The 17,274-nt window shown below is 63.9% G+C and carries 18 protein-coding genes; 8 read left to right on the top strand and 10 right to left on the bottom strand.

The features are described from left to right. Nucleotides 1-41 precede the first annotated feature (41 nt). The 6 genes from HHL21_RS16180 to HHL21_RS16205 are packed head-to-tail and all read right to left on the bottom strand — an operon-like array spanning nucleotide 42 to nucleotide 6,450. A complete protein-coding gene (locus HHL21_RS16180) occupies nucleotides 42-2,252 on the bottom strand; it encodes a DUF7024 domain-containing protein (protein ID WP_169467704.1) in 2,211 nt (736 codons plus the stop codon). Then, nucleotides 2,249-2,635, bottom strand: a complete 387-nt coding sequence (locus HHL21_RS16185) for a GtrA family protein (RefSeq protein ID WP_370659742.1) — start codon at nucleotides 2,633-2,635, stop codon at nucleotides 2,249-2,251. The genes HHL21_RS16180 and HHL21_RS16185 overlap by 4 nt, the downstream gene beginning before the upstream one ends. Then, nucleotides 2,632-3,507, bottom strand: a complete 876-nt coding sequence (locus HHL21_RS22050; RefSeq protein ID WP_308640244.1) for a WxcM-like domain-containing protein — start codon at nucleotides 3,505-3,507, stop codon at nucleotides 2,632-2,634. The genes HHL21_RS16185 and HHL21_RS22050 overlap by 4 nt, the downstream gene beginning before the upstream one ends. Continuing rightward, complete coding sequence (locus HHL21_RS16195; protein ID WP_169467709.1) at nucleotides 3,504-4,412, bottom strand: hypothetical protein; 909 nt, start codon at nucleotides 4,410-4,412, stop codon at nucleotides 3,504-3,506. Before HHL21_RS16195 ends, HHL21_RS22050 begins: the two co-directional genes overlap by 4 nt. Beyond that, complete coding sequence (locus tag HHL21_RS16200) at nucleotides 4,409-5,359, bottom strand: glycosyltransferase family 2 protein (protein ID WP_370659743.1); 951 nt, start codon at nucleotides 5,357-5,359, stop codon at nucleotides 4,409-4,411. Before HHL21_RS16200 ends, HHL21_RS16195 begins: the two co-directional genes overlap by 4 nt. After that, nucleotides 5,344-6,450, bottom strand: coding sequence for a DegT/DnrJ/EryC1/StrS family aminotransferase (locus tag HHL21_RS16205; RefSeq protein ID WP_169467711.1), 1,107 nt, complete (start codon nucleotides 6,448-6,450; stop codon nucleotides 5,344-5,346). Before HHL21_RS16205 ends, HHL21_RS16200 begins: the two co-directional genes overlap by 16 nt. Nucleotides 6,451-6,734: 284 nt before the next feature. Between HHL21_RS16205 and secA the strand changes: the two genes are divergently transcribed. The 7 genes from secA (at nucleotide 6,735) to HHL21_RS16240 (ending at nucleotide 13,576) form a co-directional block, all read left to right on the top strand. Further along, the gene (secA, locus tag HHL21_RS16210) at nucleotides 6,735-9,494 is read left to right on the top strand and encodes a preprotein translocase subunit SecA (protein ID WP_169467714.1); all 2,760 of its coding nucleotides are present in this window, start codon (nucleotides 6,735-6,737) and stop codon (nucleotides 9,492-9,494) included. A gap of 165 nt (nucleotides 9,495-9,659) precedes the next feature. Further along, nucleotides 9,660-10,142, top strand: a complete 483-nt coding sequence (locus HHL21_RS16215) for an Xre family toxin-antitoxin system antitoxin (RefSeq protein ID WP_169467716.1) — start codon at nucleotides 9,660-9,662, stop codon at nucleotides 10,140-10,142. Continuing rightward, nucleotides 10,139-10,600 carry an RES family NAD+ phosphorylase gene (locus tag HHL21_RS16220; protein WP_169467718.1) on the top strand — a complete coding sequence of 154 codons (462 nt, stop codon included), beginning with the start codon at nucleotides 10,139-10,141 and terminating at the stop codon, nucleotides 10,598-10,600. Before HHL21_RS16215 ends, HHL21_RS16220 begins: the two co-directional genes overlap by 4 nt. Nucleotides 10,601-10,736: 136 nt before the next feature. Beyond that, nucleotides 10,737-10,967: a hypothetical protein gene (locus HHL21_RS16225; RefSeq protein ID WP_169467720.1), complete on the top strand. Its 231-nt coding sequence runs from the start codon at nucleotides 10,737-10,739 to the stop codon at nucleotides 10,965-10,967. Nucleotides 10,968-11,045: 78 nt separating this feature from the next. Next, nucleotides 11,046-12,284, top strand: a complete 1,239-nt coding sequence (gene argJ / locus HHL21_RS16230) for a bifunctional glutamate N-acetyltransferase/amino-acid acetyltransferase ArgJ (protein ID WP_169467722.1) — start codon at nucleotides 11,046-11,048, stop codon at nucleotides 12,282-12,284. A 6-nt stretch (nucleotides 12,285-12,290) separates the two neighbouring features. Continuing rightward, entirely contained in the window at nucleotides 12,291-13,166 is an 876-nt protein-coding gene (locus HHL21_RS16235; RefSeq protein ID WP_169467724.1) for an ATP-binding protein, read from the top strand. Beyond that, nucleotides 13,163-13,576 carry an NUDIX domain-containing protein gene (locus HHL21_RS16240; RefSeq protein ID WP_169467726.1) on the top strand — a complete coding sequence of 138 codons (414 nt, stop codon included), beginning with the start codon at nucleotides 13,163-13,165 and terminating at the stop codon, nucleotides 13,574-13,576. The genes HHL21_RS16235 and HHL21_RS16240 overlap by 4 nt, the downstream gene beginning before the upstream one ends. Before the next feature lie 50 nt (nucleotides 13,577-13,626). Here the strand turns inward: HHL21_RS16240 and HHL21_RS16245 are convergent, their stop codons facing one another. The 4 genes from HHL21_RS16245 to HHL21_RS16260 all read right to left on the bottom strand — a co-directional run bounded on the left by HHL21_RS16245 (nucleotide 13,627) and on the right by HHL21_RS16260 (nucleotide 16,176). Further along, nucleotides 13,627-13,809: a DNA gyrase inhibitor YacG gene (locus HHL21_RS16245; protein ID WP_206085817.1), complete on the bottom strand. Its 183-nt coding sequence runs from the start codon at nucleotides 13,807-13,809 to the stop codon at nucleotides 13,627-13,629. A 15-nt stretch (nucleotides 13,810-13,824) separates the two neighbouring features. After that, on the bottom strand, nucleotides 13,825-14,580 hold the full coding sequence (gene zapD, locus HHL21_RS16250; protein ID WP_169467728.1) for a cell division protein ZapD: 756 nt from the start codon (nucleotides 14,578-14,580) through the stop codon (nucleotides 13,825-13,827). A gap of 64 nt (nucleotides 14,581-14,644) precedes the next feature. Then, a complete protein-coding gene (gene coaE, locus HHL21_RS16255; protein WP_169467730.1) occupies nucleotides 14,645-15,304 on the bottom strand; it encodes a dephospho-CoA kinase in 660 nt (219 codons plus the stop codon). Nucleotides 15,305-15,306: 2 nt separating this feature from the next. Continuing rightward, entirely contained in the window at nucleotides 15,307-16,176 is an 870-nt protein-coding gene (locus HHL21_RS16260; RefSeq protein WP_169467732.1) for a prepilin peptidase, read from the bottom strand. Nucleotides 16,177-16,390: 214 nt separating this feature from the next. Between HHL21_RS16260 and HHL21_RS16265 the strand changes: the two genes are divergently transcribed. Beyond that, nucleotides 16,391-17,266 (top strand): class I SAM-dependent methyltransferase, encoded by an 876-nt coding sequence (locus HHL21_RS16265; protein WP_229496486.1) that lies wholly within the window; start codon nucleotides 16,391-16,393, stop codon nucleotides 17,264-17,266. Nucleotides 17,267-17,274 lie beyond the last annotated feature (8 nt).

Below are 17,274 nucleotides of genomic sequence, written 5' to 3' on the forward strand. Positions count from 1 at the left end.
GGGGTGAGGGCGTTACATTAACACAGCTGCCCGCCGCCCTGTTATTCGCTGGCCACGCTCAGGCGCTCGAACAGCAGTCCCAGTCTGCGCCTGTCCTCGCCCAGTCCCAGTTCGTGCGGCGAGGCCGGTTGCGGCAGGGCGATGTCGATGTCGCGCACGTCGCCGGATGCCAGCTCGACCGGCAGGTTCAGCATGAACGGGTCGGCGTCGATTGGCCGGGTGTAGCTGCGCCCGTCGATACGGATCGTGATGTTCTTGCCTAGGTTCGGGCCGAATGGCCGCCCGCTCAGTTTCAGCACGAAGCGCCTGGGTAAAGCCTCGCGGAAGGTGACCGTGACTGTGCGGGCGACGTTGGCGTCCGACCAGCGCCCGCTGGGCTCCGGCACGGACAAGCCTTGCAGCTTGCGCACAAACAGCGGCACCTCGGGGCGCGTGAAGTCGATTCCGTCCGCCAGGCTCGCGTCGATCAGTTTCCCCATCGGGCCGACGAGGTAGCCGGCCTTGCGCATCAGGTCCAGCGCCGCCGTGCCTTCGGGAAGCGGTGCTGCGGTCCCGTGGAGCCGGAAAAACACCACCTCGCCATCGGCACGCACCAGCGAGGGTGCGGCTCCCAGCAGCGCGGTCAGTTCCGCCACGGCGGCCTGTCCATGGTCGGCATAGCCGCCACGGTCAAGATAAATGCCGGCGAAGCCCAGGCGGCGCATCACGTCCAGCTGCCGCGCCATCGGTTCCTGCGCCAGCGCGCGGTAGAACAGGTCGCCCTCGCGGCCCTTCATGCCCGCGTAGTTCCAGCGCAGCGTGCGCGAATGAAGGAAGCCGGCCATGTGGTCGTACGCTTCCATCCGTTCGCGCGGTCCGACCTCGGGGAATCCCATGTACGGCAGCTGGTAGACCGCGCTGCCCGCAGGGAGCGATTTCTCGATGGCGCCGACGAAGTCGCGGTCGAGGGCAAAAGCGCGCTGCCCGGCCGCCCGGTGCGGCGCCGACGGGGCCGCGGTCTGGTCCAGCAGCCCGGCAACCGCAAGGACGATGGCGACGGCGACGACCGCGCCGCGGCCCCGGATCCAGCCTTGCAGAACAAGGAATCCGCCCAGCAGCGCGCCGAACGCGATAAAGATGCTGATCCGGTTCCACCCGCGCAGCGATGCCGATACGATCTGTGAAAACAGCGATCCGAATCCGCCGGCCGTGCCGAACATGAACAGCATCAGCACCACCAGCGCAAGCAGGGCGACCGGCGGCGCGACCTTGCGTCCCGCCAGCGCGGCGAAAACGGCGCACAGCATGATGGCGAGGCCCGCCGACGCCACCGCGCCCAGATTGCTGGTGACATTCTCGTTCGACAGCGGGAACTGCTTGTAGTAATCGAGCGCGTACTGGTTCCAGCGCTCGATCCGGTGATCGATGCGCGGCATGACCAGCTGGGCGAATTTGAAGCCGAGCAGTTCGGCCTCGTGGGCGCCACGCTGCGCTACTTCCATGTTCGGACCGTCAGGATGGCGCTGCGCCAGGTTGGGCGCCACGTTAACCAGGACCCCGGCCAGCACCAGCGACATCACGGCCAGCGTCCGGCGCACCACCGCGCCATCCCAGCCGCGCACCAGGCGCGCAAGCGCGGCCGTCGCCACGACCAGCAAGCCGAAGAAGGCGTAGTAGACCCCGGTCGAGCCCAGCGCGACCAGGCCGGCGTCGCGCCAGCGCAAGGCGCGCGGCGGCTGGCGCCACAGCTGCATCGCGACGTGGAAGAACAGCGGCACAGCCACATAAAACGTCAGGAAGATATGCTCGGCGCGCTGGAAGTGGAAGGGCGCGAAATTGAACAAGAGGGCGGCGGAAAGGGCCAGCGGGCGCGCCAGGCCCTGTGCGCGCATCGCGCCGTAGGCCGCGGCGAAGATCGCGCCGAAGCCGCCGAGGAAGTAGAGCGTCATCGCGGCCTGGAAGCCCCAGCCGGGAAGCCCCAGCAGTTTGAGCAGCACCAGGCTGGCGCCGTCGGCGCCGGGATAGTCGAGGAAATTCGATCCGAACGGGTAGCCGCTGCGCGGGTTGTCGAAGATCCAGCCTTCGATCGCGCGCTGGACCAGCCACGCGTGGCTCAGGCTGTCGTGATGGTAGTCGAGCGGCACGCCGAGGCCGGGCAGCAGGCCGGCTGGCCAGCCCGACAGCAGCACGCTGGCCAGCAGCATGCTCAACGCGGCGCCAGGCAGCCACCAGCGCCATTCAGCGCGCAGGATCGCGCTCATCGAGGTGTTCATGTCCGGCTCCCCTTAAAGGTGAGCACCAGCCGGTTCATCGCGTAGGTCAGCGGCAGCATGGCGACGGTGACCGGCAGCGGCGCCCAGGCCGGCGCGGCGCCCAGGCGTTCGACCAGCACGTGCAGCAGCAGTGCGGACAGCCCGTACTGCACCACGTACACCAGCGGGTAGGCAAACAGTCCGCGCCACGACAGCGGCACGCGGAACACATGGCGCGCATTGAACCAGTAGGCAAACACGATGCCGGCGGCGTACGCCACCAGGTAGGCAAGCTGGTAATCCATGACAAACTGGAGCAGCAGGTAGACGCCGTAGCTGAAGGCGGTGTTGGCTACGCCGCCCGCGACGAAGCGCAGCCAGCGGGCGGCACGCCCGGCCGTCACTGCGCGCCGCTCCTGACCTCGTCGAGGAACTCGCCGTAGTTGCGGATGTAGTCGGCCGCTTCGTAGTATTCCGAGGTCAGCACCAGCAGTACCGCGTCCGGTGAATACTTGTACTGGATACCCCAGGTCATCGGCGGCAGGTAGACGCCCTGGTCGGGCGAATCGAGCACCACTTCGCAACGCGCATTGCCGTCGTCGACCACCAGCGCGCAGCTGCCCTTTACGCAGATCAGGTACTGCTTGCAGCGGCGGTGCGCGTGCTCGCCGCGGGTCTTCTCGCTGGGGACGTTAAACACCAGGAAGTAGCGCCTGACCTCGAACGGCACGTCGGTCGGGAACTCGCCGTACACCAGGTCGCCGCGCGGATCGCCAACCATCTTGTGGCGGTGCAGGGTGACGTCGCCTACGCCGAGGCGCACGACCGCAGGCGTGGCCGGGAAGCTGGCGATGTTGTGCCATTTGCCGCCCGCTTCCGGGGACAGCTGTTCGACGTAGCCGGTGACGCGCGCAGGCGCGCCGCTGACGATGGCAAACGGCGGCACCGACTGGGCCACGACCGAGCCGGGTTCCACCACGGCGCCGGCGCCGACATGCACGCCGCGCCGGATGGTTGCGTTGGCGCCCACCCGGCAGCCGGCGCCAAGCACGATGGCGCCGGCGTCATCGACGGGCTGCTCGAGCGCCACGCCAGGGCCGAGGTGCACGCCGCGTTCCAGCCGCACGCCGGCCCACAGCTGGGTGAAGCCGAGGACTTCGCAATCGTCGCCGAGCAGCGCGCCTGCATGCACGGTGACGTAGTCGCCCAGGCGGCATGAGGCGGCGACGCTGGCGCCGGGGTGGACCTGGGCGGAAGTCGCGGGGATCTGGGTCATGGTCGGTGGCGTTCGTAAGTCGAGAATAAATGGGTGCAGCGGCCGTAGCGGTAGCCGTGGTGCTGCCATACCTTGAGGACGGCGCGGTTGGTGGCCTGGGTAGTCATGAACACGCTGTCCACGCCGCGCTCGCGCATGCGCATGCTCATTTCGCCGATCAGCTTGACGTACCAGCCGCTGCGCGCGGCGGCGACGGCCGACAGCACCATCTTGCCGATCCGGCGGCCGGGCAGGGCGTCGGCCTCCGGCAGGTACAGCGCGGTGAGGAAGGCATTGGCCGGCCCGCTGGCAGGCACGATGACCTCGTCGGCGAAACCGGCCACCGAATTGGCGACGTAGGTCGCGAGGAAAGCATCGGCTTCGGCCCGGGTAAAGAAGTCGTCGGCGTGGAAGCGGTCATACAGGTTGACGGCGTCGATAGCGGCCAAGCGCAGCTCGGTCACATCGGCATCGGCGGCGTCGCGTACCGCGTAGCGGCGCGGGGGCGCGAAACGCTGGATGTCGTCGCGATAGCAGGTGATGCGGGTTTCGATCATGCGCCATGCTGCGCGGCTCATCCCGCCGATGGCCGCGGTGTCCTCGGCCGGCACTTCGGCCATCAGGTAGAACTGCGGATGGCGCGCGGCCAGCAGTGCGCGCAGCCGCGCATAGGCCAGGGCCAGCACCGCGGCGCTGCAGCCGGGCGGCATTTCGGTGTACTCGAGGCGGAAGCTGGGCACGCCGAAATAGCCGCTGTCCCATGCCAGCGCGCGCAGGTACAGGGCAATGCCGTCGCCGCCGTCGATGCGCTCGAGCGCACCTGCCTGCAGGTCGGCCTCGAGCTCCGCCAGCCAGCTGTGTCCGCACGCTTCCGGCTGGCCAAGGATCGCCAGCGGAGCATAGTGGACCGCGCGCCCGTGCGTCATTCGCTGTCCCGGTTGCTGGTGTGGGCGGCCACCACCGCGAGCGGACGGCCTTTGCTGTTTTCGTAACCGCGCCATGCGTAGGTGCCCACCAGGCCGAGGCCAAGCAGGTTCAGTCCGCCCAGCAGCAGCACCGAGATCACCGTGGTGGCATAGCCGGGCACGGCGATATCGCCGGTCAGGCGGGCGATCAGCACCATCGCGCCCATGGCCACCGACAGCAGCGAGCCGGCCAGGCCGGCGCGGATCAGCAGGCGGATCGGCAGGTCGGTGAACGAGAACACGCTGTCCATCATGTAGTCGATTTTTTTGGACAGGGTCCAGGCCGATTTGCCTTCCTGGCGCACCTGGCGGTCGTAGCCCTGCAGCTTGCGGCGGAAGCCGAGCCAGAAAATCAGCACGATCAGCGATGAACGCGATTCTTCCAGCTTGAGCAGCTGGTCGCGGAACGCGCGGTTGCAGCCGAACACATCGACGCCGCCTTCGGGCATGTCGGGCACGACGAGGCGCCGGAAGATGCCCCAGAAGATACCCGAGGCGATGCGCGAGGCGAGCGGATCGGAACGGCGGTTGCGCGTGCCGATGGCGACATCGCATTCGTCAGCCGACAGGGAGGCGAAGAAGGCCAGCAGCAGCTCGGGCGGCTCCTGCAGGTCGGCCGCCATCACGCCGTAGTAGTCGCCGCGCGCGGCCGCCAAGCCGGTCCGGATCGCCTGGAACGAACCGAAATTGCGCGAATGCGCCAGCAGCTGCGCCTGGTAGCCCAGCGTGGGCAGCGCGTCGCGCAGCAGCTTGTACGACTGGTCCGGACTGCCGTCCACCACGAACACTACTTCGAGCTGGCCGCGCAGGCTGTCGTTCATGTCTGCCAGCGCCGACAGCAGGCGCGGGATCGATTCCTCGTTTTTGTAGACGGGGATGACTACCGAGCAGATCACGCGGCCTGCCACTGGTTGACCGCCTCGATGACCTGGTCCACCTGGGCGTCGGTCATCTCCGGGTAGCACGGCAAGGTCAGCACCTCTCCCGCCAGGCGTTCCGTGTGCGGCAGCCGTACGGCGGCAAAGCGCTCGCCGAACAGCGGCTGGCGGTGGTCGGGGATCGGGTAATGGACATCGCTGCCGATGCCTTGTTCGCGCAGGTGGGCGCGCAAGCCGTCGCGGTCCAGGCTGCGCACCACGCACAGGTGCGCCACGTAGCTGTCGCCGCCGCCATCGAATGCGGGCAGCTGAACGCCGGCATGGCGGATGCGGCTCGCGTATGCGCGTACGACGGCGCGGCGGCGCGCGTTGTCGGCGTCGAGCGCGGGCAGGAAGACCGACAGCAGGGCCGCCTGCATCTCGTCGAGCCGGCTGTTGCGCGCGCCCGCAAGCTCGACCTGGTATTTGGCGCTCCAGCCGTACTGGCGCAGCTGCGCCACGCGCGCGGCCAGCCTTTCGCTGCTGGTGACCACGGCGCCGCCGTCGCCGAGCGCGCCGAGATTCTTGGTCGGATAAAAGCTGAAGGCGGCGGCGTCACCGAAGCTGCCGGTGCAGCGGCCGTCGATGCGGGCGCCGTGCGCCTGGGCGCAATCTTCCAGCAGCGGCACGCCGCGCGCCGCGCACAGCGCCGCGATGTGCGCGATATCGCGGATCGCCTGGCCATACAGATGGGTGACGACGACAGCTGCAACGCCGGCGTCGAGCACGCGCTCCACTTCGGCGAGCGTGGTGACCTGGGTGGCAGGGTCGACGTCCATGAATTCCGGCGCGGCGCCGATGGCCAGGATGGCGGTGCTGGCGTACATGCCTGCGTTCGCAACAGTGGCGACGCGCTGCCCGGAGGCGACGCCCAATGCGCGCAAACCGAGTTCGAGCGCATCGGTGCCGTTGGCAAGGCCAACGCAATAACCGGCGCCGACATAGGCGGCAAAGGCCTGCTCGAACTGGCGTACTTCCGGGCCGAGGACCAGCCAGCCGCTGGCCGTGACGCGGGCCAGCGCCTGCTGGATCGGCGCCTCGAAACGGCCGATTTTAGCGGCCAGACTATTAATTTGTAACATGCGAGGTAGCCCCGGCGGTAGTGTCAGAAAATCTTTGCAAAATCATACGCTTGCAGCAAGCACGGAAGGATACCAGCAAATAGCTCATCTGTGGGCTGGCGGGGCCGCGCGGCCGTCCGGGGCGGCCCGCTTCATACTTGCATCTTGTTATCTAACGTACTATCCCCATTTGGCACGGGATCGCATGATAAAATCACTGTCTTTTTGCCATAGTCGGCCTCAGGGTGATGTAATTTTGCCATCACCCGGGTTTCTTTTTCGGCGTCTTTTTCAAGAATTCAAGCATGTCATTACTGACTCAGATTTTCGGTAGCCGCAACCAGCGGCTGCTCAAGCAATATCAAAAAACGGTTCGCGAGATCAACGCACTCGAACCGCAGATCGAAAAGCTGTCGGACGCTGAACTCCAGGCGAAGACTCCCGAATTCAAAGGGCGCGTCGCTGCGGGCGAGGCGCTGGACGACATCCTGCCCGAAGCATTCGCCGTGTGCCGCGAGGCGGCCCGCCGGGTGCTCAAGATGCGCCACTTCGACGTCCAGATGATCGGCGGCATGGTCCTGCACTTTGGCAAGATCGCCGAAATGGGCACGGGCGAGGGCAAGACGCTGATGGCGACGCTGCCGGCCTACCTCAACGCGCTGTCCGGCAAGGGCGTGCACGTGATTACGGTCAACGACTACCTGGCACAGCGCGACGCCGAGTGGATGGGACGCCTGTACAGCTGGCTGGGCCTGTCGACCGGTATCAACCTGTCGCAGATGGACCACGACACCAAGCAGAAGGCCTACGCCTCCGACATCACCTACGGCACCAACAACGAGTTCGGCTTCGACTACCTGCGCGACAACATGGTCTACGAGGCCAGCGAGCGCGTGCAGCGCGGCCTGAACTTCTCGATCGTCGATGAAGTCGACTCGATCCTGATCGACGAAGCGCGCACCCCGCTGATCATCTCCGGCCAGGCCGAGAACCACACCGAGCTGTACTACAAGCTGAACGAAGTGCCGGGCATGCTGACCCTGCAGATCGGCGAAGAGACGCCGGACGGCAAGGGCGAAGTGCAGGTCCCGGGCGACTACACCAAGGACGAGAAGGCGCACTCCGTGCTGCTGACCGAGCGCGGTCACGAGCACGCCGAAGAGATCCTGACCAAGATGGGCCTGCTGCCGGAAGGCGCATCGCTGTACGACGCGGCCAACATCACGCTGATCCACCACCTGTACGCGGCGCTGCGCGCGCACGCGCTGTACCACAAGGACCAGCAGTACGTGGTGCAGAACAATGAAGTGGTGATCGTCGACGAATTCACCGGCCGCCTGATGACGGGCCGCCGCTGGTCGGACGGCCTGCACCAGGCTGTCGAAGCGAAGGAGGGTGTGCGCATCCAGAACGAGAACCAGACGCTGGCCTCGATCACCTTCCAGAACTACTTCCGCATGTACGGCAAGCTGGCCGGCATGACCGGTACCGCCGACACCGAAGCGTACGAATTCCAGGAAATCTACGGCCTCGAAACCGTGGTGATCCCGCCGAACCGTCCTTCGCAGCGCAAGGACCGCCAGGACCAGGTCTACAAATCGGCCGACGAGAAATACCAGGCCATGCTGGTCGATATCCGCGACTGCTGCGAGCGCGGCCAGCCGGTGCTGGTTGGTACCACCTCGATCGAAAACTCGGAACTGCTGTCGGGTATCCTGACCAAGAACGGCATCGAGCACAACGTCCTGAACGCGAAGCAGCACGCACGCGAAGCGGAAATCATCGCGCAGGCGGGCCGTCCGAAGATGGTCACCATCGCGACGAACATGGCGGGCCGCGGTACCGACATCGTTTTGGGCGGTAACGTCGAAAAGCAGATCCAGATCATCGAAGCGAACGCCGAACTGGCGAACGCCGACAAGGCATCGCAATCGGACAAGCTGCGTGACGAATGGCAGTCGCTGCACGACTTGGTCGTGGCACAAGGCGGCCTGCATATCATCGGCACCGAGCGCCACGAATCGCGCCGCGTCGACAACCAGCTGCGTGGCCGTTCCGGCCGCCAGGGCGACCCGGGCTCGTCGCGCTTCTACCTGTCGCTCGACGACGCGCTGCTGCGCATCTTCGCCGGCGACCGCGTGCGCGCGATCATGGACCGTTTGAAGATGCCGGAAGGCGAACCGATCGAAGCGGGCATCGTCTCGCGCTCGATCGAATCGGCGCAGCGCAAGGTTGAAGCGCGCAACTTCGACATCCGCAAGCAGCTGCTCGAATACGACGACGTCGCCAACGACCAGCGCAAGGTCATCTACACCCAGCGTAACGAACTGCTCGAAGCGACCGACATTTCGGAGCTGATCGCATCGCTGCGCGCGGGCGTGTTCACCGACCTGGTGCGCACTCACGTGCCAGCCGAATCGGTGGAAGAGCAGTGGGACATCGCGACGTTGCAATCGACCCTGGCCAACGAATGGCAGCTCGACATGCCGCTGGCCGACATGCTGGCCGCGGACAACAACCTGAACGACGAAGACATCCTCGAGCGCGTGCTGGCTGCGGCGGAAGAATCGTACGCGGCGAAGGTCGCGATCGTCGGCAAGGAATCGTTCGGCGGTTTCGAGCGCAACGTCATGCTGCAAAGCGTGGACACCCACTGGCGCGAACACCTCGCGGCGCTGGACCACCTTCGCCAGGGTATCCACCTGCGTGGCTATGCGCAGAAGAACCCGAAGCAGGAATACAAGCGCGAAGCGTTCGAGCTGTTCGGCGCGATGCTCGACATGATCAAGAACGAAGTCGTTCGCACCATCATGACGGTACGCATCCAGTCGCGCGACGAGATCGACGCGGCCGAAGCGGCGATGGCGCAGTCGCACGTCGAGAACCTCAACTTCCAGCACGCGGACTTCAATCCGGATGCGGGGCCGGAAGAGCTGCTGGCCCCGACGACGGCGCCAGCGATGGCGGCCGACGAAGGCTACATGGGCATCAAGGTCGGCCGCAACGACCCATGCCCTTGCGGCAGCGGCAAGAAGTTCAAGCAGTGCCACGGCAAGCTCGCTTAACGCGGCCTGCGGGTTAGAAAAAAGGGAGGGAGAGCGAAAGTTCTTCCTCCCTTTTTCATTGGCCGGCAAACCAACAACCGTGTGCTGGGCCTTCGTTCCGATTGCGCGCGCCGATTGCAGGTCACTGCCAATTCGCGTACGCTATTCTGCAGAACGGAGGGGATCATGAGAGTCAAACCGGGGCCCGTGAAGTTGCCACAGAATGGTGGTCAACCGCTCGCTGAAACCGTTAAGGCCAACAATGCGTTTGCCGAGCTCGTGCATGAGTTAGCGAGGGATCGGCAAGAAGCGATTGCGGCAATTCGCGCAGGTTTTTCGGCAAGCGTACTAATGGATGCCGGGACGTATTTCAATGTGCCGCTCAAGCGCATCCAGGCCATCGTGCGTCTTCCTGAAGCTGCCGCGCATACGCTGGTCAAACGCGGCGCCCCTATGGACTCCGTCGCATCAGAGGGACTTTGGCGCCTCGCGGACGTCACGGCGATGGCAGAAGAAGTATTCGATGACGCAGAGGCTGCGAAAACATGGCTTCGCACAACGAATCGCACCTTCCACGATACCGCGCCTATGGACTATCTCGATACAGAGCCGGGCGCCATGGCCGTGCGGCAGGTTCTGAATGCCATCGCGTGCGGCGGGGTCCTATGAGGCTTTGGCGCATTGAACAACGAAAGTATGCGCTCGACAAGCGATGCATCGGAACTACGCAATTTGGCGGTCGCTGGAATCCGGTCGGTTCGCCAGCCCTTTATTCGAGTACCTCCATTTCTCTGTGCGCACTTGAAAAATTTGTCCACCTCGGCTTCGCTCCGTTGCCGCCACTTGTCCTTATTGCGGTCGACATACCGGACTCTGCGTCGATATACGTTCCCAACCGGGAGGACTTGCCTGCCGGTTGGGATACCTTGCCGACATCACGCTCGGCCCAAGCTTTCGGGGGCGCCTGGATCGCCGCAGTGACTGAGCTTGCAATGAAGGTTCCGTCGGTGGTCGTCCCGGAAGAAAATAACGTTGTTCTGAACGCACGGCACGCTACGTACAACCGTGTTCGCCTTTCTGTGGCAAGGGAATTTAGCTTCGACAAGCGCCTGTTCGAACACGCTTAGTCGCGCTGCTCATCGTGACAAATGTGGCTCAGCGGTTTCGCTTGTTCTCGCCATGACACGAAGTTGACGACGCGCAACTCCGTCCAGCCCCCTTACTGCAATCTAAGCGCATCGTTCCATAACTTCGGAGGATGCCATGAACTCGATTCGCACCGCGGGTGTTGTCGTTGCAGGTTTACTGGTGGCGTTGTGGTGGGGTGTCCAGCCGCCGCGCCATGAACCCCAGGTGGGCGGCAGCCTCAAGGCGCAGGAACAGGCCCAGTGCCCGGCCAACACCAAACTCGAAGACAAGCTGTGCACCTGCCCGGAAGGCATCAGCTGGACCGGGTCGCAGTGCATGCAGGTCTGGTCGAGCGCATCACGCTGATCCCACGGCGGCCATGCGTACCTTTTTTGCATCAGGCGGTACAATAGCGGCTTCATTTCTTACGCTAGAGATCCTGCCATGGCCGTCAATTCCCCACTCCCCGTCGCCGAAGACCTGAAGCCCGTCCACGGTATCGAAATCGGCTTTGCCGAAGCCTGCATCAAGAAGCCGGACCGCAAGGACGTGCTGGTGATGAAGCTGGCGCCGACGGCCACCGTGTCGGGCGTCTTCACCAAGAACCGCTTCTGCGCTGCGCCGGTCCAGGTCAGCAAGGCGAACCTGGCGGCGGCGTCAAGCGGCGGCGAGAAGATCGTGGCGCTCTTGGTCAACACCGGCAACGCCAACGCGGGCACCGGCGACAGCGGCCTGGCGGATGCGCAGGCTACCTGCGCGGCGCTGGCCAAGCTGCTCGATTGCCACCCGCAGCAGATCCTGCCGTTTTCGACCGGCGTGATCCTCGAACCGCTGCCAGTGGCAAAGGTCGTCGCCGGCCTGCCTGACGCGGTCGCGAATCTCCAGCTCGACAACTGGTACAACGCGGCCGAAGCGATCATGACGACCGACACGCAGCCGAAGGCGGCGTCGCGCACCGTCACCATCGGCGGCCACACCGTCACCATGACCGGCATCAGCAAGGGCGCCGGCATGATCAAGCCGAACATGGCGACCATGCTGGGCTACCTCGCGTTCGACGCCAAGGTCGCGCAGCCGGTGCTCGACCAGCTGGTGCGCCACGCTGCGGATCACTCGTTCAACTGCATCACCATCGACGGCGACACCTCGACCAACGATTCCTTCATGCTGATCGCCACCGGCGCCGGCAGCCTGGTGATCGACTCGGCCGGCACGCCGGAATACGAAGCGCTGAAGGAAGCGGTCACCGACATCTCGCGCAACCTGGCGCAGCAGATCATCCGCGACGGCGAAGGCGCGACCAAGTTCATCACCATCACGGTGGAAGAGGGCGCCAGCGTCGAAGAGTGCCGCAAGATCGCCTACTCGATCGCGCACTCGCCGCTGGTCAAGACCGCATTCTTCGCATCCGACCCTAACCTGGGCCGCATCCTCGCAGCTATCGGCTACGCGGGCGTGGACGACCTCGACGTCACGAAGCTGGACATGTACCTAGACGACGTCTGGGTCGCCAAGAACGGCGGCCGCAATCCGGACTACCAGGAAGCGGACGGCCAGCGCGTGATGAAGCAGAGCGAGATCACCGTGCGCGTCAAGCTGGCGCGCGGCGACGCCACCGCCACCGTCTGGACCTGCGACCTGTCGCACGACTACGTCACCATCAACGCCGACTACCGCTCGTAAGTCCACATGACGCCACTCGACCAGTTCCTGCTGCGCGCGGAAGCGTTGCTGCAGCGGGTGGAGGCGGTGCTGCCGCCCAGTTATCCGCGCGAACCGGACTGGAAGCGCAGCATTGCCTTCCGCTGGCGCAAGCGCACCGGTGGCGGCGCCAGCTACCTGCAGCCGGTGATGCACGTGTCGTCGATCAGCCTCGACGACCTGCACAACATTGCCACTCAAAAGCAGCAGATCGAGCAGAACACGCGCCAGTTCGTGCAGGGCCGCCCGGCCAACAACGTGCTGCTGACCGGCGCGCGCGGTACTGGCAAATCGTCGTTGATCAAGGCTTGCCTGAACCAGTTCGCCAGCGACGGCCTGCGCCTGATCGAAGTGGACAAGGAAGACCTGGCCGAACTGGCCGACATCGTCGACCTGGTGGCTGGGCGGCCGGAGCGCTTCGTCATCTTCTGCGACGACCTGTCGTTCGAGGAAGGCGAGAGCGGCTACAAGGCGCTCAAGGTGGCGCTGGACGGCGGCATCTCGGCGCAGTCCGATAACGTGCTGATTTACGCGACCTCCAATCGCCGCCACCTGATGCCGGAGCGGATGTCCGATAACGCCACCTACAAAACTGGCAGCGACGGCGACCTGCATCCCGGCGAGACGGTCGAAGAGAAGATCTCGCTGTCGGAGCGTTTTGGGCTGTGGCTGTCGTTCTATCCCTTCAAGCAGGACGACTATCTCGACATCGCGGCGCACTGGCTGGGCAGCTTCGGCTGCGATGCGCAGCAGGTCGAGGCGGCGCGCACCGAGGCGCTGCAGTGGGCTTTGCAGCGCGGCTCGCGCTCGGGCCGCGTCGCCTGGCAGTTCGCAAAAGACTACGCAGGAAAACACCCTAAATGAATGAAGCACAAGCACGCCCGATCGATGTGGCGGTTGGTATTTTGATGAAGCCGAATGGCGATGTCCTGCTCGGGCAGCGGCCGGAAGGCAAGCCGTATGCGGGCTACTGGGAATTCCCCGGCGGTAAAGTCGATGCGGGCGAGTCGATACTCGAAGCGCTCAAGCGCGAGTTTGTCGAGGAACTGGGAATCGAGGTGGCCAGCGCGGAGGAGTGGTGCGGGGTCGAGCATGTGTATGAACACGCGCATGTGAGGCTGCACTTCTTCATCAGCCGCGAGTGGCGTGGCGAGCCGCAGAGCCTTGAGGGACAGGCGTTTGCGTGGCAGGGGACGGTGGGAGTGGAGCCGTTGTTGCCGGCGACGATACCGTTGTTGGAGTGGCTGGATCGGCTACGTTACGCGCAGGCTTGATGCGGGCAATGGCGGATAAGCGTGAGCGCATCCGCCGATTTCAACGTACCTTACCCATTGTCCTTATCCGGCGGCGGTTCGTCATCAATCGACGGCCCTGGAATCACGAACTTCTCTTCGGCCCATGCGCCGAGATCGATCTGTTTGCAGCGCTCCGAACAAAACGGGCGGTACTTGTTGGCTTCGGTCCATTCGACCTTTTTGCCGCAGGTGGGGCAGGCTACTACTGGCATGATTAACTCACAGCGTTAAAAGTTGCAAAGCGTGAGCTCGAACGGCACATCGTCTTCCAGCGGCTTCGGTTTCAATTCGCCGCCCTGCGTTGTGAAGCGAACCCACAACATGTATTTGTTGGCGGATATCTCGGGGATCGCGCCGATCGATTCGTCCAGGGTCAGGCGCAGCATCTGGTACACCTTCCCCTGCAACATCTGCTGGTAGCTTCCCGCGAGGGCGATCATTTTGACCGGGCCGCCCGAATCGCGCAACAGGCGCAGCACCAGCGACAGCGCATCGAACAGCGGCGCCAGCGGCGCGAACCAGTTGGCGATGTCGTCGTAGCGCTGTTGTGCAGGGCGCTGCTGCCAGGCGTAATACGAGGGCAGGTCGAACTCGCAGGCGCCGCCTGGAATGATGGTGCGGCCACGGATGCTCATCAGCCATTCGTTGTCGCGGATGTTCTGTCCCGTCTTGCCCTGCGCCGCGACCAGCGCGCTGCTGACGGTTTCGAGTTCGTTGAGCACGGCGTCGAGCATCTCGGGCACGACCTTCGGGTTGGAGCGGAAGCTTAGCAGGCTCTGCCTCTGGCGCTCAAGTTCCTGCAGCAGGTCGGATTTGAGGTCGGCGCGGCCGGCAACTTCGAGCATGTCGAAGATGGTCGCCAATGCAACGTGGTGTTGCATTGCATGTTCCTGGTTCACAAAGAACTTGAACTTCTCGTACAGGTCTTCCAGCCGCAACAACGTGCGAATCCGCTCGTTGAAAGGATATTCGTAGACGATCAAAATGACATCCCTGTAAATGTAGGCTGAACGACAATCACGTGATTCTGAACGAAGCGACGCAAAATTACAAATGCTCAAGCGGTAATCGGGACATTCTTTCGGAAAACCCCAGATATTTCGCGTGTAAAGACGCGATTTGCGGCCCCAGTGCGTCCAGGCCGCCTTCATTGACGACCACGTCGTCCGCTGCGGCGAGCCTTTCCGCGCGCGTGACCTGGGTCGCCATGATCGCGCGGACCTGCTGCTCGCTCATGCCGTTACGCGCCATCACGCGCGCGACCTGCACTTGTTCCGGACAGTCGATTGCGAGTATCCGGTCGACGCGCTCGCTCCACGTGCCCGATTCAATCAGCAGCGGCACCACGAAAATAAGGTACGGCCCGGTGGCGATGGCGGCGGCCGCGTAGGCGGCGTCTCGGATGCGCGGATGCAGGATCGCTTCAAGCCGGTGGCGCGCGGTGCTGTCGGAGAAGACCAGCGCGCGCATCGCGGCGCGGTCAAGCGCGCCTTCAGGCGTGGCGAAGCCGGCGCCAAACTCGTCGAGGATGGCGGGCATCGCGGCGCCATGCGGCGCAGTCAGGGAGTGGGCGATTTCGTCGGTGTCGACCACCGCGGCGCCGAGCGCGGCGAACATATTGGCCACGGTCGTCTTGCCGCAGCCGATGCCGCCCGTCAGGCCGACGCTGAACCGGCGGTGGGGAGTGCTGGCGGCGCCGGTTGCCATGATTAAGCCAGTAAGCCCTGGGTGAACCCGGTGAGGCGGGTTCCGAACAGCAGGGCGATCAGTCCGGCCGCGGCCAGGTAAGGGCCGAACGGGATCGGCTTTTCGCGTCCGTGTTTGGTGAATACGATCAGGCTGATGCCGACCACGGCGCCAACCACCGACGACAGCAGGATAATCGTTGGCAGCATGGTCCAGCCGAGCCATGCGCCCAGCGCGGCCAGCAGCTTGAAGTCGCCGTAGCCCATGCCTTCCTTGCCGGTCACCAGCTTGAACAGCCAGTAGATGCCCCACAAGACCAGGTAGCCGGCGGCCGCGCCGATGACGGCTTCGTGCAGCGGCACGAACATGCCGTTCAGGTTGACCAGCAAACCGAGCCACAGCAGCGGGTAGGTCAGGTCGTCGGGCAGCAACTGGGTGTCGAAGTCGATGAAGGTCATCGCGATCAGCAGCCACGCGAACACCAGGGCGGCCAAGCCCGTCGCGCCGCTGCCGAAGGTCCATACCATCAGCGCGGAGACTACGCCGGTCAGGAGTTCAATGGCTGGATAGCGCGGCGAGATCGGCGCCTTGCAGGAGCGGCATTTGCCGCGCAGTGCGAGCCAGCTGACGACGGGGATGTTTTCGATCGCGGTGATCTGGTGGCCGCAGTGCGGGCAGGCAGAGCGCGGCACCATCAGGTTGAAGCGGTCGGTGTGGGGAAGCTCCTTGCCGCTTTCGCTGGCGACGTAGTTGTCCGACTCGCGCTGCATCATTTTCGGGATGCGGTAGATGACCACATTCAGGAAGCTGCCGATCAGGAGGCCGAACAGGGCGGCGGCAAGCGCTGCGCCGCCAGACCCGGCGGGTGCGAACAAAAGTGTTTCCGGTAGCATGGTGCTCCACAGTCGAGTCAAATGGGTAGTGCCCTACATCATCCTATTGTAGGGGCTTTCCGGCCCGCTTGGCACCCCCTATGCTTGCCAATCGGCAAATTTCTTCAGCGTGTGCGAGGCCGGTTACGGCCGCTAATGACATTCTTTTATGCGGACGTGATTTTACAAAAGATTAATGTTAATTTAGTAGCAACTGTGACATATTTGACGATTGATGGATGATCAGGAAGCGATAAGAATGAAATGTCTTGTATGCGACGGTTCTACAAAAGCAGGTTTATTCGATTGGCACCGGTTTTGTCCGAGCTGCCGTTATGAGAGTGCGGACCTTGCCCCGGTGATTAACGAGGCGGGTGCACATACCCGCGTTGATGAATTGGATCGCGAGGTCGCGCTCAAGAGCTTACGGGCGGAAAACTTCAAAGTGATCGTTGACCTGATCAACCGGCTTGTTCCGGTTTCCGCAAAGCGCCTTCTTGATGTCGGCAGTGCCCATGGCTGGTTTCTCGACGAAGCAAGCAAGCGCTTCGACGTCGTCGGCGTCGAGCCGGATACCGCTGTCGCCGAGCGCGCGCGCGACCGCGGCCTGCCTGTGCGTATCGGTTACTTCCCGGACGTGCTGAACCAAAGCGAATTGTTTGACGTGATTGTGTTCAACGACGTGATCGAGCACATTCCCGACATTAATCGCGCGCTGCAAGCAAGTTATGACCAGCTCAGTCCAGATGGCCTCCTCGTGTTGAATCTACCGAGGAGCAGCGGGGTGTTCTATCGGATCGCAAAAGTGTGCGCCCGGTTTAACTGGCACGGTCCGTTCGAGCGCATGTGGCAGAAGGATTTGCCGTCACCACATGTCCATTATTTCAACGAGAAAAACCTCGACGCGTTGGTAACGCGTCACCGCTTCCAGCCACTGCAGTCGCGCCATTTAAGCTCATTAAGTAGCGGGGGATTGCTGGAAAGGCTCCGCTTTGTCGGGCAGGTTCACCCAGTTGCGCTATATACCCAATGCCTTATTTTGCGCTGCGCTATCCCGTTCCTGAAGCTCATGCCGAGCGATATCGTTGTTTGCACCTACCGAAAGCGATAATAATCCGC

The organism is Massilia polaris, assembly GCF_012927275.1.
Lineage (GTDB): Bacteria > Pseudomonadota > Gammaproteobacteria > Burkholderiales > Burkholderiaceae_D > Telluria_A > Telluria_A polaris.

Coding starts and splice junctions, on each gene's coding strand:
- HHL21_RS16220 (WP_169467718.1), top strand. CDS start 10,139: ATGAGGCTTTGGCGCATTGAACAACGAAAGTATGCGCTCGACAAGCGA.
- secA (WP_169467714.1), top strand. CDS start 6,735: ATGTCATTACTGACTCAGATTTTCGGTAGCCGCAACCAGCGGCTGCTC.
- HHL21_RS16245 (WP_206085817.1), bottom strand. CDS start 13,809: ATGCCAGTAGTAGCCTGCCCCACCTGCGGCAAAAAGGTCGAATGGACC.
- HHL21_RS16260 (WP_169467732.1), bottom strand. CDS start 16,176: ATGCTACCGGAAACACTTTTGTTCGCACCCGCCGGGTCTGGCGGCGCA.
- HHL21_RS16240 (WP_169467726.1), top strand. CDS start 13,163: ATGAATGAAGCACAAGCACGCCCGATCGATGTGGCGGTTGGTATTTTG.
- HHL21_RS16235 (WP_169467724.1), top strand. CDS start 12,291: ATGACGCCACTCGACCAGTTCCTGCTGCGCGCGGAAGCGTTGCTGCAG.
- HHL21_RS22050 (WP_308640244.1), bottom strand. CDS start 3,507: ATGACCCAGATCCCCGCGACTTCCGCCCAGGTCCACCCCGGCGCCAGC.
- HHL21_RS16195 (WP_169467709.1), bottom strand. CDS start 4,412: ATGACGCACGGGCGCGCGGTCCACTATGCTCCGCTGGCGATCCTTGGC.
- HHL21_RS16265 (WP_229496486.1), top strand. CDS start 16,391: ATGGATGATCAGGAAGCGATAAGAATGAAATGTCTTGTATGCGACGGT.
- argJ (WP_169467722.1), top strand. CDS start 11,046: ATGGCCGTCAATTCCCCACTCCCCGTCGCCGAAGACCTGAAGCCCGTC.
- HHL21_RS16225 (WP_169467720.1), top strand. CDS start 10,737: ATGAACTCGATTCGCACCGCGGGTGTTGTCGTTGCAGGTTTACTGGTG.
- HHL21_RS16205 (WP_169467711.1), bottom strand. CDS start 6,450: ATGTTACAAATTAATAGTCTGGCCGCTAAAATCGGCCGTTTCGAGGCG.
- HHL21_RS16180 (WP_169467704.1), bottom strand. CDS start 2,252: ATGAACACCTCGATGAGCGCGATCCTGCGCGCTGAATGGCGCTGGTGG.
- HHL21_RS16215 (WP_169467716.1), top strand. CDS start 9,660: ATGAGAGTCAAACCGGGGCCCGTGAAGTTGCCACAGAATGGTGGTCAA.
- coaE (WP_169467730.1), bottom strand. CDS start 15,304: ATGGCAACCGGCGCCGCCAGCACTCCCCACCGCCGGTTCAGCGTCGGC.